13 protein-coding genes and 1 pseudogene are annotated in these 12,020 nt (G+C 72.1%); 6 read left to right on the top strand and 8 right to left on the bottom strand.

Translation table 11 applies throughout. The features are described 5' to 3' along the window. Positions 1-33 precede the first annotated feature (33 nt). Positions 34-1,374: an ABC transporter substrate-binding protein gene (locus KBX37_RS10440; protein WP_210775686.1), complete on the bottom strand. Its 1,341-nt coding sequence runs from the start codon at positions 1,372-1,374 to the stop codon at positions 34-36. A 261-nt stretch (positions 1,375-1,635) separates the two neighbouring features. On the opposite strand from KBX37_RS10440, the gene KBX37_RS10435 reads away from it, so the two are divergent. Then, positions 1,636-2,412, top strand: a complete 777-nt coding sequence (locus KBX37_RS10435; protein WP_210775685.1) for a M23 family metallopeptidase — start codon at positions 1,636-1,638, stop codon at positions 2,410-2,412. Between the two features lie 54 nt (positions 2,413-2,466). Here KBX37_RS10435 and KBX37_RS10430 read toward each other — a convergent pair whose 3' ends face one another. From KBX37_RS10430 to KBX37_RS10410, 5 genes and pseudogenes are all read right to left on the bottom strand, one after another. After that, positions 2,467-2,961 carry a TspO/MBR family protein gene (locus KBX37_RS10430; RefSeq protein WP_210775684.1) on the bottom strand — a complete coding sequence of 165 codons (495 nt, stop codon included), beginning with the start codon at positions 2,959-2,961 and terminating at the stop codon, positions 2,467-2,469. 163 nt (positions 2,962-3,124) lie between these two features. Next, complete coding sequence (locus tag KBX37_RS10425) at positions 3,125-3,268, bottom strand: GPGG-motif small membrane protein (RefSeq protein ID WP_165947907.1); 144 nt, start codon at positions 3,266-3,268, stop codon at positions 3,125-3,127. Next, a pseudogene (locus KBX37_RS10420) lies at positions 3,259-4,034 on the bottom strand (metallophosphoesterase). Before KBX37_RS10420 ends, KBX37_RS10425 begins: the two are co-directional and overlap by 10 nt. 13 nt (positions 4,035-4,047) lie before the next feature. Continuing rightward, positions 4,048-4,314 (bottom strand): hypothetical protein, encoded by a 267-nt coding sequence (locus KBX37_RS10415; protein ID WP_088960633.1) that lies wholly within the window; start codon positions 4,312-4,314, stop codon positions 4,048-4,050. Continuing rightward, entirely contained in the window at positions 4,311-4,991 is a 681-nt protein-coding gene (locus tag KBX37_RS10410; RefSeq protein ID WP_342799401.1) for a nucleotidyltransferase, read from the bottom strand. Before KBX37_RS10410 ends, KBX37_RS10415 begins: the two co-directional genes overlap by 4 nt. An 87-nt stretch (positions 4,992-5,078) precedes the next feature. Here KBX37_RS10410 and KBX37_RS10405 point away from each other — a divergent pair, with 87 nt between their 5' ends. Continuing rightward, positions 5,079-5,804: a dTMP kinase gene (locus KBX37_RS10405; protein WP_374103719.1), complete on the top strand. Its 726-nt coding sequence runs from the start codon at positions 5,079-5,081 to the stop codon at positions 5,802-5,804. Here KBX37_RS10405 and KBX37_RS10400 read toward each other — a convergent pair. Further along, the gene (locus tag KBX37_RS10400) at positions 5,789-6,481 is read right to left on the bottom strand and encodes an SDR family NAD(P)-dependent oxidoreductase (protein WP_210775682.1); all 693 of its coding nucleotides are present in this window, start codon (positions 6,479-6,481) and stop codon (positions 5,789-5,791) included. The genes KBX37_RS10405 and KBX37_RS10400 overlap by 16 nt on opposite strands. A 159-nt stretch (positions 6,482-6,640) precedes the next feature. Here KBX37_RS10400 and KBX37_RS10395 point away from each other — a divergent pair, with 159 nt between their 5' ends. From KBX37_RS10395 to KBX37_RS10385, 3 genes are all read left to right on the top strand, one after another. After that, positions 6,641-7,555 (top strand): MurR/RpiR family transcriptional regulator, encoded by a 915-nt coding sequence (locus tag KBX37_RS10395; RefSeq protein WP_210775681.1) that lies wholly within the window; start codon positions 6,641-6,643, stop codon positions 7,553-7,555. Beyond that, a complete protein-coding gene (gene murQ, locus KBX37_RS10390; protein ID WP_210775680.1) occupies positions 7,552-8,502 on the top strand; it encodes an N-acetylmuramic acid 6-phosphate etherase in 951 nt (316 codons plus the stop codon). The genes KBX37_RS10395 and murQ overlap by 4 nt, the downstream gene beginning before the upstream one ends. A 451-nt stretch (positions 8,503-8,953) precedes the next feature. Beyond that, positions 8,954-9,943, top strand: coding sequence for an RNA polymerase sigma factor RpoD/SigA (locus KBX37_RS10385; RefSeq protein ID WP_210775679.1), 990 nt, complete (start codon positions 8,954-8,956; stop codon positions 9,941-9,943). A 72-nt stretch (positions 9,944-10,015) separates the two neighbouring features. Here KBX37_RS10385 and KBX37_RS10380 read toward each other — a convergent pair whose 3' ends face one another. Beyond that, positions 10,016-10,993 (bottom strand): C40 family peptidase, encoded by a 978-nt coding sequence (locus KBX37_RS10380; RefSeq protein WP_210775678.1) that lies wholly within the window; start codon positions 10,991-10,993, stop codon positions 10,016-10,018. Between the two features lie 492 nt (positions 10,994-11,485). On the opposite strand from KBX37_RS10380, the gene KBX37_RS10375 reads away from it, so the two are divergent. Beyond that, a complete protein-coding gene (locus KBX37_RS10375) occupies positions 11,486-12,013 on the top strand; it encodes a DUF6232 family protein (RefSeq protein WP_210775677.1) in 528 nt (175 codons plus the stop codon). Positions 12,014-12,020: the final 7 nt, after the last annotated feature.

Genomic DNA, 12,020 nt, shown 5'->3' with positions numbered 1-12,020 from the left:
GTGCGCGTCCGCGCACCGGACCACCGCCTCAGATCACTTCCAGCTGCCCTCGATGCCGTTCAGCACGGTCGCGGTGTCCTTGCCGTTGATCCAGTCGGCCATGCCCTTCCAGAAGGTGCCCGCGCCGACGGCGGCCGGCATCAGGTCGGAACCGTCGAAGCGGAAGACGCCGCTCTTGTCCTGCAGGATCTGGACGGAGAGCTTGTCGATCGGGCTGGCGACGTTGGCGATGTCCAGCTTGTTGTTCGCCGTGACCCAGTTTCCGAGCTTCGCGCGGCTGTTGACGTACTCGCCGGAGGCGAGGTAGGTCTGCACCGCCTGCACCTCCGGGCGGTCGGCGTAGGCAACGACGAACTCGCCTGCGCCCAGCACCGGCTTGCCCTTGGCCGGGTCGATGGCCGGGAAGTAGAAGGCGAACGCGTCGCCGTCCTCGGCCACCTTGGTGCCCTCGGGGAACTGGTTGGCGTAGAACGACGCCTGCCGGTGCATGGCGCACTTGCCGGTGGTGATCGGCAGGCCGGCCTCACCGAAGGCGGTGGTGCCGATGCTCTTCACGCCGCCGAAGCCGCCGTTCATGTACTTCTCGCTCTTGAGGATGGTGCCGGCCCGGTCGACTGCCTCAACCACCCGCGGGTCGTTGAACGGGATGGCGTGGGTGGTCCACTGGTCGTAGACCTCCGGACCCTGGGTCCGGAGCATGACGTCCTCGATCCAGTCGGTGGCCGGCCAGCCGGTGGCGTCACCGGACTCGATGCCGGCGCACCACGGCTTGGTGCCGCTGGCCGCGATGGTGTCGCTGAGCTTGATCAGGTCGTCCCAGGTGGTCGGGACCTGCCAGCCCTTCTCCTTGAAGGTCTTCGGCGAGTACCAGACGAAGGACTTCACGTTGGCGCCGAGCGGCACGCCGTAGAGGGTGCCGTTGACGGTGCCGTACTTCAGCCAGTCGGCCGGCAGGTTCTGCTCCGCCATGGCCTTGGTGTCGGCCCCGAGGGACTTCAGCTTGCCGGCGTCGGCGAACCGCTTGACCAGACCCGGCTGGGGCACGAACGCCAGGTCGGGCGCGTTGCCGCCGTCGACCCGGACCGGGAGCTGCGCCTCGAACTCGGCGTTGCCCTCGTAGTCGATCTCGATGCCGGTGCAGTCGGTGAACTGCTTCCAGGACTGCTCCAGCAGGTCGGCCTCCGCGTCCCGGATCGACGCGTAGATCGAGACCTTCTTGCCGTCGTTGCCCTGGTACTTCTCGTATGGGGCGCACTCCGGAGAGCTTGCCTTCCCGCTCTTCTTGTCGTCGCCGGTGCCGCAGGCGGTGGCGCCGAGCGCCAGCCCCAGCACGCCGGCGATCGCGAGAGCCTGGCGTGACTTGGCAAACGCCATGCCGTTCTCCTTCCTTGCCGGCGCGTGGAGGAGTCGAAGCCGCGCCGGTCCGATGGTCGTCCCCACATGTAAGCGCTTGCATCACCTCCGGTCCAGCCCTGGCCGGACACGGCCCGGTAACAATCCCGAAACCCGCCCACCGGCCGTGGGCACGCTCCCGCGCAGTAGTCGCCACCTGCACCAAGCGCCACTTCCCATCGATGGAGGTTTCTGCCACGCTGTGCCCAGTAGATTGAAGAATCTCAACATTGGAGGTGCTGGATGCGCAGACGGTGGTGGAGCCTGGCCGCGGCCGCACTGCTCGCCTCGGTGGCCCTGGTGGCCCCGGCGAGCCCGGCGATGGCCGCGCCGACGTTCAAGGTGCCGTTCCCCTGCGGCCAGTCCTGGTCCGGGCAGACCCGGTCCGACCACAGCCCGGCGTACGCGATCGACTTCAACCGCACCGACGACCTCGGCGACCCGGTGGTGGCCAGCGCCCCCGGCACCGTTGACCGGGTCACCGACCTCGGCGGCACCAGCTACGGCAAGTACGTCCGGATCGACCACGGCGGCGGCTACACCACCTACTACGCCCACCTCAACGGCTTCAACGTCTCGGTCGGCCAGACCGTCGGCTACGGCAGGGTGATCGGCTGGGTGGGCAGCACCGGCGGCTCCACCGGGCCGCACCTGCACTACGAGCAGCGGCTCAACGGCAACGACATCCAGGTGCGGTTCAACGGCGCGCTGGCGCTCTACTGGGGCACCAAGAGCTACTCCAGCGACAACGCCTGCTCCGGCGGCACCGCCTCCGGCACGGTCAACACCGCCGGCGCGGACCTGACCGTGCGCTCCGGCCCGGGCACCGGCTACAGCGCGGTCGGCTCGGTCGCCGACGGGACCAGGGTGACCATCTACTGCCAGACCACCGGCACCACGGTCACCGGCACGTACGGCACCAGCTCGATCTGGGACCGGATCGGCTCCGGCCGGTTCATCTCCGACGCGTACGTCTACACCGGCTACGACGGGTGGATCCCGAACGTGCCGCGCTGCTGAGGCGCGCGGACGCGCGGCGGGGCCCCGGCCGGGCCGGGGCCCCGCGACGTCGGGTCAGCTGTTGAGCTGCCAGATGGAGAAGTTCAGCGCGGCGGCGAAGGTGACCCAGGCCCAGTACGGCAGCAGCAGCGCCGCCGCCGGGCGGGAGGCCCGCCGGAACAGCACGACGGTCACCCCGATGGCGAGCCACATCAGCACGATCTCGGCGAAGGCCAGGCCGTACCGCCCGGCGCCGAAGAAGAGCGGCGTCCAGATCGCGTTCAGCACGAGCTGGGCGGTCCACGCCCAGAGGGCCGGGCCGAAGCCGACCCGGCGCCAGACCAGCCAGCCGGCGATCGCGATCAGCGCGTAGAGCAGCGTCCAGACCGGGCCGAAGAGCCACGAGGGCGGCGCCCAGTCCGGCTGCCGGAGGCCGGCGTACTCGTCGGTGGTGCCGCGTACCCCCAGCCCGCCGATCGCGGCGGCGACCGCCACGGCCGCGCCGAAGCCGAGCAGCGCCCACCAGGTGCGCGCGCCGTGGGTCCGCGGGGTGCTCTGCGTTATCTCCATGGTCGAGATATTTCCGCTCGACCGACGGCACAAACCCGACCCACGAGCGGGCGCAAAGCCCGGACGCACGGCGCCGGGGTCGTCGCTGCCGGATCTCCAGGTCTGGGAGGACGGAGATCCCGGAAGCGACGACCCCGGCGGGTCCGGTGACGCGAAACCAGCGTCAATTGAAGATGCTGACACCACCCGGGCCGACCAGCAGGCCCACCACGATGAGGACGACGCCCCACAGGATCTGCCGGCGGAACAGCGCGAGGATGCCGGCGACCACGAGTACGACTGCGAGAATCCAGAGAATCAGCTCCATGGCGGCTGAATACCCGTCTCTCCGAGCCCGGAAACCTGGGAGATCATTCGAGGTGATCGCCCAGGTGGAAGATGCTGTACGCCTGCTTGATCACGGGGTGCGCGACGTTGCGGACGCGGACCCCGCCGGGGGTGGTGCCGCGCTCGGTGCCCGCGTGGGCGTGCCCGTGCAGGGCCAGCGCGGTCGGCGCCGAGTCGATCGCCTGACCCAGCTGGTACGACCCCAGGAACGGATAGATCTCCAGCGGCTCGCCGGCGAGCGTGTCCGGCACGGGGGAGTAGTGGGTGAGCGCGACCAGCCGGTCGCAGTCCAGCCCGTGCAGCGCCTTGGCCAGCGCCTCGGCGCTCTCGTTGGTCGTCCGGACGAAGGCCTTCATCTCCGGCTCCCCGAAGTCGCTGGCGCACCGGCCGGCGAAGCCGCCGCCGAAGCCCTTGACCCCGGCCACGCCGAGCCGGCCGCCGGCGCACTCCAGCACCATGCCCGTCCCCTCCAGCACGGTGATCCCGGCGTCCTCCAGCACCTGGATGACCTGCGGCACCTGGTCGCACTGGTGGTCGTGGTTGCCGAGCACGGTGATCACCGGCACCCCGAGCCCGCCGAACTCCCGGGCCACGCAGCGCGCCTCGGACTCGGTGCCGTGCCGGGTCAGGTCCCCGGCGAGCAGCAGCACGTCGGCGCAGTCCGGCAGCTCCTCCAGGGCCGGACGGAACCGGCCGACCACGTCCTCGTCCACGTGCACGTCGCCGACGGCGGCGATCCGGATCATCGTCGGGCCCTCCTCACGGCAGCTCCTCGACCTGGGTGGGCGCCTGCGCGCGGATGACCCCGATGTCGCTGGTGATGGGCAGGTCCGGGAAGCGCTCCGAGACCCGCCGGAGGATCTCCTCCCGCCGGTGCGGGGTCTCCACCTCGCCGTAGAGGACCAGGCCGCGTTCCCGGTGGACCACGGTGATGCCCTGCTCGGCGACGTCCGGATCCTCGGCGAGCAGCCGGTGGATCTCCGCCTCGACGTACTCGTCCGGCGGGCCGGCGCCATGCTCGGTCACGGTGTCTCCTCTCCCTCGGGGGTGCGGGCGTACGGCACCGGCGTGCCGCCGTACGGCACCACGTCGAGCCGGTCCAGCAGCACCAGGAACGCCTCGGCGTACGGCGAATGCCGCGTCTCCTTCCGTACCCGTTCCCAGTCGATCTGTTCCCGCAGCGAGCGGGCCAGCGGCAGGCCGCGGGCGAAGTCGCAGTAGTGCTGCGAGAAGCTGAGCAGCTTGTGCACCATCAGCCGGGTCGCGGAGAGCACCGGCATGTGGATGGCGTCCACCGGGCGCACCACGGTGTCGGCGAAGGTCTCCTCGGTCACCGGGGTCTCGATCGGTCGGTGGATCAGGTCCACCATCCGCCCCTCGTCGTAGACCTTGACCAGCCAGTCCTCCGGCGGACGCTCGGCGTTGAAGCCCTCGGCGACCAGCGCCTCCAGCGCCCGTTCGATGTCCTCCTCGCAGAGCAGGAAGTCCACGTCGTGCTCGCTGGAGTGGCCGCCGTGCGCGTAGACGGCGAAGCTGCCGCCGAGGGCGAAGGGGATGTCGTTCTGCTTGAGCACGGCGGCGACCCGCTTGAGGGTGTGCAACAGGCTCTCGTCCCCGCGCTCGGCCATCTGGTTCTCCCGTCGTCGTGAAGGTGGACAGGCGGTCGGAAATGACGTTGCGTACCCGGCCCGCCCGCCGCCCACACCTGGGCGGCGATCAGAGACTGGTCACCTGGCCATCAACCGGGCAAGCCGCCGGTGGGCGAGCGCCGGTCGGATAACCTGTGCAGGGTGGCCAGATCACTGCTTGCGACCGGCGGCACGGCCCGACTTCGCCGCGTCGCCCTGATCGGCATTGACGGCTCGGGCAAGACGACCCAGGCGCACCGGCTCGCCGACGCGCTCACCGCGGCCGGGCGGCCCGCCACCTACCACCGCAACGCCGGCGGCCGGCGCTGGCTCGGCCGGCTCGCCAACCGGCTCGGCCGCCCCGACGCGCAGCGCCTGGTGGGGCGCAACGGCGTGCTGGCAGTGGAGTCGGTGCTGCGCTGGCTGGCGATCGCCGCCGCGCTGCTGAGCTGCCTGGTGACCGGCCGTACGGCGGTGATGGACCGCTACTCCGCCTGCCAGTACGCCAGCATCCGGGCGCACGGCGGGCAGCGCTGGGAGCGGCTGGCCCGGGTCGGTTACCGGGTCTTCCCGCCCCCGCAGGTCACCTTCCTGCTCACCGTGGACCCGGCGGAGGCGTACCGGCGGATCGAGCGGCGCGGCGACGACCACGAGACGATGGGCTGGCTGACCGCCGCCGACACGGCGTACCGCACCCTGCCCGAGTACCCGAGCTTCGTGCTGGTCGACGCCGGTGGCGCGCCGGAGGACGTGGAGCGGCGCATCCGCGCCCACCTGGCGGCCTGGCTACCGCCCGAGGCCGGCCCGCCGGCTGTCGACGCGTCGGCTGCCGACCGGCCGGTCGCCGCGGCGATCCCGGGGCGGTCGCCGGTTCAGGCCCGCCCGTAGACCGGGACGGCCGCCCCGCTGGTCGGCGCGGAGTCGTCCGAGGCGAAAAAGCGGATCACCGGGGCGATCTCGGCCGGGGTCACCCAACGGCGGTGGTCGGCGCCCGGCTGGGCGGCCCGGTTCGCCGGGGTGTCGATCACGCTGGGCAGCACCGTGTTGCAGCGGACGCCGGAGGCCCGGTACTCGACCGCCACCGCGTTGGCGAAGGCGAGCACGGCCGCCTTGGCGGTGGCGTACCCGGCCGCCCCGGGGAACGGCGCGAGCGCGGCCCGGGACGAGACGCAGACCACCGCGCCGCCGCCGGCCGCGATCAGGTGCGGCAGCGCCGCCTGGGTGACCAGGTAGGTGGGCCGCAGGTTGATCGAGAGCATCCGCTCGAACTCCTCGACCGGGGTCTCGTGCACCCGGCCGCCGCTGGCGTACCCGCCGACCAGGTTGACCACCGCGCGCAGCGGCGCTGCCGGGTCGTCGTCGGCGGCCCGCACGGCCCGCTCGACGCCCGCCGGGTCCATCAGGTCCGCGGTCACCCGGACCGGGCCGGACGCCGCCGGCCCCGCCCCGGTGGCGCTCTCCCGCTGGGGTACGACCACCCGCCAGCCCGCCTGGACGAAGGCGGCGGTGACCGCCCCGCCGAGCCCGCCCGTTCCGCCGGTGACCAGCACGCTGCGATCCGCCATGCGGGACACCGTAGCGTGGTGTTGGACCGCGGCGGACCGGAGCGTCATGCTGCGGTGACGGCACAAGCTGCCGGAACGTGACGCGCGCGGGGGATACTTGTTGGCGGATACGCGCGGTGATGGTTGACGGGCCACCGTTCATGAAAGTAAGTTTCATCCGTGGCGAAGAGTACGAAGATTTCTGCGAGTCACGAGCCGGGTGGGCTGATCGTCCACATCAGCGGCCTGCTGCCCTCGCTGTCGCCCGCCGAGCAGCGGGTGGCCCGTTTGGTCGTCTCCGACCCGGCCGACGCCGCGCGGCGGACCATCACCGATCTCGCCACCGCCGCAGAGACATCCGAGGCCACCGTCATCCGGTTCTGCCGGTCGGTCGGCATGAACGGTTACCCGCAGTTGCGGATCCGGCTCGCCGCCGAGGCCGCCCGCCGGGTCGAGCCGCCGGACGCCCGGGTCGTCGGTGGTGACATCCCGCCCGGCGCGGACCTGGCGCAGATCATCGCCACCATCGCGTTCAACGACGCCCGGGCCGTCGAGGAGACCGCCGAGCAGCTCGACCCGGCGGTCTGCGAGCGGGTGGTCGACACCATCGCCGCCGCCGGCCGCATCGACGTCTACGGCGCCGCCGCCAGCGGCTTCGTCGCCTCGGACTTCCAGCAGAAGCTGCACCGCATCGGCCGCACCGCCTTCTACTTCCCGGACATCCACACCGCGCTGACCTCCGCCGCGCTGCTCGGCAAGGGCGACGTCGCCGTCGGCATCTCGCACACCGGCACCACCTCCGACGTCATCGAGGTGCTGGAGCAGGCCCGGGCGCGGGGCGCCGCAACCGTCGCACTGACCAACTTCCCCCGCTCGCCGATCACCGAGGTGGCCGACTTCGTGCTCACCACCGCGGCCCGGGAGACGACCTACCGCTCCGGCGCGATGGCCAGCCGGCTCGCCCAGCTCACCGTCATCGACGTGCTCTTCGTCGGGGTGGCCGCGCGGAACCGGGCGCGGGCGCGCAAGGCGCTGGAGGCGACCGCCGAGGCGGTCCAGTCGCACCGGGTCGGCCCGGGCCGGAGGCGCGGGTGACCGCCGGTCGGGTGGAGCCGGACGAGGCGGCGACCGTGGCCCGACCGGTGGTCCGGGTGGGCGCTCCGACCGAGCGTCGCAACCCGGACAGCGCCGACCTCGACCTGATGTCGACCCGGGACGTGCTCACCGTCATCAACGACGCCGACCGCCGGGTGCCGGCCGCCGTCGCCGCCGTCCTCGACGAGATCGCCGCGGCCGTCGACCTGGCCGTCGCGGCCCTGCGCGGCGGGCACCGGGTGCACTACTTCGGCGCCGGCACCTCCGGGCGGCTCGGGGTGCTCGACGCCGCCGAGCTGGCCCCCACCTTCAACTCCCCGCGGGACTGGTTCTGCGCCCACCTGGCCGGCGGCCCGGACGCGATGTGGCGCGCCGTCGAGGACGCCGAGGACGACGAGCGGGGCGGCGCCGCCGAGGCGGCCGAGTGCGTACGGCCGGGCGACCTGGTCGTCGGCCTGGCGGCCAGCGGGCGCACCCCGTACGTCCTCGGGGCGCTCGCCGCAGCCCGGGCGCAGGGTGCCGCCACGGTGCTGCTCTGTGCGAACCCGGAGGCGGAGGCCGCCTCCTCGGTCGACGTGTTCATCGGGGTGGACACGGGACCGGAGGTGGTCACCGGGTCGACCCGGATGAAGGCGGGCACCGCGCAGAAGCTGGTGCTGAACAGCTTCTCCACGGCCGTGATGGTGCGCCTCGGCCGGGTCTACTCGAACCTCATGATCGACATGGTGGCCACCAACGCGAAGCTTCGCGGGCGGATGATCTCGATCCTGATGGAGGCCACCAACTGCTCGGAGGAGATCTGCCGGCGGGCCCTGCACGAGGCCGCCGGCGATCTCAAGACCGCCCTGGTCTCGCTGGTCTCCGGGGCCGAGGTGCCCGCCGCCCGGGCCGCCCTGGCCCGCAGCGCGCACCAGGTGCGCGGCGCGCTCGCCCTGCTCGCCTCCTGACCCCTCCGCCGCCTCCCGGCTCGCCCACGGCCAGGTGAGACGCGGAACACGTCGCGGATGGGACGTCCCGCACGCCCCGGATTGTTGTCTAGGGGGCGGGGTAATCAATCCCGGAGCGGATGAACCGACCGGTACACCGGCGCGTATCTGGCAGTGACCAGGATCGCAGCCGGGCGGTGACGAGGGTCGCTGCGTCGTTGGGGTCGCAATGGTGCGATTGCCAGGGGCGGAGGTCGATTTCCCCTGATCCGCCAGCCTGTTCGTGGTGCGGAGTCGGTGAGCCCGAATGGGGCGCTGACAGCAAACGTGGACGTGGCTTTCAGCTGATACTCAGGCATTCGTGACACTTTCGACTCACGACATGGAATCCCCGACACGTCTCATCTGTTGTGTAGGTGTCAGCACCGACGGGCACAGCGGAGGTTACGGGGGAGGGCCGATGGACGTGGGGATGGCAAGGAACCGGGCAACCGGCGCGAGCGAGGGGACCGTGGGCAACGTGGACAAGAACATCGGCATGCGGACCGACGAGGTCGCCGAGGAGCGCGACCTGGTCGGCGTCTACCTTCACGAGATCTCCCGGACGCCGCTGCTGGACGCCGCCAAGGAGGTCGATCTCTCCAAGGCCATCGAGGCCGGCCTGTACGCCGAGCACCTGCTCGCCGAGGACCGCGTCCCCGAGGGCGTCGACCGGGACGACCTGGAGCGCCTGGTCGTCGAGGGCGAGCGCGCCAAGGATCTCTTCATCCGGGCCAACCTGCGGCTGGTCGTCTCGATCGCCCGCCGCTACGTCCGGTCCGGGATGCCCATGCTGGACCTGATCCAGGAGGGCAACACCGGCCTGGTCCGCGCGGTGGAGAAGTTCGACTACGAGCGCGGCTACAAGTTCTCGACGTACGCGACCTGGTGGATCCGTCAGGCCATCAGCCGGGCGATCGCCCAGCAGGAGCGGACCGTGCGCCTGCCGGTGCACCTGGTCGAGGACGTCAACCGGATGCGCAACGTGGCCCGGCAGCTCACCCGTGAGCTGGGCAGCGACCCGGAGCCGGAGCAGATCGCGGCGGCCCTCGGCGTCACCGTCGAGCGGGTCAACGAGCTGGTCCGCTGGTCGCAGGACACCGTGTCGCTGGACACCCCGGTCGGCGACGACGGCGACACCAAGCTCGGCGACCTGGTCGCCGACAGCGACGCCCCGTCGCCGGAGGAGATCGTCCTCACCGGCCTGGAGCGGCAGCGGATCGAGGGTCTGCTCAACCACCTCGACGACCGGTCGGCCGGCATCATGCGGGCCCGGTACGGGCTCGAGGACGGTCGGGAGCACTCGCTCACCGAGGTCGCGTCGCGCTTCTCGCTCTCCCGGGAGCGGATCCGCCAGCTGGAGATCCAGGCCCTCGGCCGGCTCCGCGAGCTGGCCCGTGCCGAGGGGCTGCAGGCAGCGTGACCTGGTAGTAATGACGGCGAACGGCCGGCGTCCGATAGGGGGACGCCGGCCGTTCGCCGTGCCGGGACGGGGTCAGCGGACCCGGCCGTAGCCCTGGATCGGCATGATGTCCATGTCCCGCTTGAGCACGTTGCGCCCGGCGCTGGGCGCGTCGATGATCTGGCCGCCACCGACGTACAGGGCCATGTGGCCCAGGCCGCTGTAGAAGACCAGGTCTCCCGGGCGCAGATCGCCGCGGCCGATGTGGGTCACCACGCCCCACTGCATCCGGGTGTTGTGCGGCAGGGACTTCCCCGCCGCCCGCCAGGCGGCCGAGGTGAGGCCGGAACAGTCGTAACCGTTGGGACCGTCGGCGCCCCAGACGTACGGCTTGCCGATCGCCCCGTACGCGTAGCGCACAGCCACCCCGGCGCTCCCCGCCACGGCGGGTGCGTCCGGGGCGGAGCGGGCGGCCGGCCGCGGGCTCGGCGCCTCGGTGGCCCGGCCGTACGCCGCCCGGCGCAGCTCGTAGAGGTGGGCCAGGTCGCGCTCGATCTTCTTCCTGGTGTTCGCGATGCTGCGCGCCTGTGCGGCCTCCCGGGCCAGCGTCGCGTCCAGCCGGTTCTTCTCGTCGACCAACTTGCGTTGGCTGGTGGTGAAGCCGGCGATGCGGTCCTGGCGTTCCCGGGTGAGCCGGTCGATCGTGCTGAGCCGGTCCAGCAGGGAGACGGACCCGCCCGGTTCCAGCAGCGCCTGCGCGGTCCGCAGGCCGCCGGTCTTGTACGCGGTGACGGCCATGTGCCCGACGTCCGCCCGGCTCCGCGCGGTCTGCTCCTCCAGCGGGCCGATCCGCGCGTGCAGCGCGGCCGCGGCCTTCTTGTTGGCCTTGATCTCCTCGTTGAGCTTGTTGTAGGACTCGACGACCCGTTCCAGCTCGGTCGAGGACTTCTCGATCCGTGCGGTCAGCTCGGCCGTCGACGGCTCGGCCCGAGCCACCGACGACGGGGCGATCAGCGCGGCCGTGAGGCCGGCGACCGTGAGCGTTCGCACCAGCATCCGTAAGGACGACAAGAGCGGAAGGCTCCTCTCCACGGGCCCTCGGGGGATGCTGACGCCCCCGACGGCACCGGCTCGGGGCCATCCGGACGGATGGCGGCCGACCGCGCCGGCCTGCCCAACGTAACCCGGGACGGGAGTGACGCGCAGGGGAAGCCGGGGCGAAAGTTGGCAAAGGGGCAGGAAAGGCCGCTGCGCAGCGTGACATCCCCTGACGCCGTTGTGGCGTGGCGTGCGGCGTGTCGCGGGCACTTCGTCGCCCTTGGCCGCTTGCGCCGGATTCGTCGTTCTGGGCGGATGTCGTGGCACGTGAGCGACGATTGCCGGACAAACCCGAAATGGACGCCAGATGCGGGCGCCCCTGATCGGCCCGGCGCGGTGGAGGCGGGAATCCGACCGGCACGGCCGGCGGGCGGGCAACAGAATGGAACCCGGCGCCGGGAATCCTGCCGTGAGCAGGCACGGGGCGGTGGGAGAGCCGACGCCGCCGGCCCCTGGGAGGACGCCGTGCAGCAGGCAGACCGCTCCGCCACCCGCCCGCCGCGCTCGTCGCGCGGGACGACCCTGCTCTACGCGCGCCCGGGGATCGTGGTGACCACCGAACGGTTCACCGTCGGTCGGAACACCTTCGCCGTCGCCGACCTCACCCACCTGCGGGTGGGGCGCGGGCCGCACGACCGGCTGGCCGTGCGCGCCGTCGCGGTGACCGCCACCCTGATCACCGGCGTCGGCGTGCTGCTCGGCTTCACCGGCGGGCTGCAACGGCTCACCGCCGGGGCGTACCTGACCCTCGGGGTGGTGTTCCTGCTGCCGGTGCTGCTGGCGCTGGCCGGCGACCGCTGGCGGCCGCCGGCGTACGAGCTGTGGGGGCACTGCGGCGGCGTCGAGGTGCTGCTGTTCAGCAGCGACGACGAGCGGCAGTTCGGCCAGGTCAGCCGGGCGGTGAACCGGGCCCGGGAACTGCACCGGTATCCCGACGCGGAGGACCCGCCCGCCCCGGCCGGCTACTGGCGACCGCAGCCCCGACGGGCCTAGACCGCAG

Origin of the sequence: Micromonospora sp. U56 (assembly GCF_018070095.1) — a bacterium.
Classification (GTDB): domain Bacteria; phylum Actinomycetota; class Actinomycetes; order Mycobacteriales; family Micromonosporaceae; genus Micromonospora; species Micromonospora purpureochromogenes.
The sequence above is the reverse complement of the archived record's forward strand: the minus strand, read 5'-3'. Positions and strand labels throughout refer to the sequence as shown.

Coding starts and splice junctions, on each gene's coding strand:
- KBX37_RS10440 (WP_210775686.1), bottom strand. CDS start 1,374: ATGGCGTTTGCCAAGTCACGCCAGGCTCTCGCGATCGCCGGCGTGCTG.
- KBX37_RS10435 (WP_210775685.1), top strand. CDS start 1,636: ATGCGCAGACGGTGGTGGAGCCTGGCCGCGGCCGCACTGCTCGCCTCG.
- KBX37_RS10430 (WP_210775684.1), bottom strand. CDS start 2,961: ATGGAGATAACGCAGAGCACCCCGCGGACCCACGGCGCGCGCACCTGG.
- KBX37_RS10425 (WP_165947907.1), bottom strand. CDS start 3,268: ATGGAGCTGATTCTCTGGATTCTCGCAGTCGTACTCGTGGTCGCCGGC.
- KBX37_RS10400 (WP_210775682.1), bottom strand. CDS start 6,481: ATGGCGGATCGCAGCGTGCTGGTCACCGGCGGAACGGGCGGGCTCGGC.
- KBX37_RS10385 (WP_210775679.1), top strand. CDS start 8,954: ATGGCAAGGAACCGGGCAACCGGCGCGAGCGAGGGGACCGTGGGCAAC.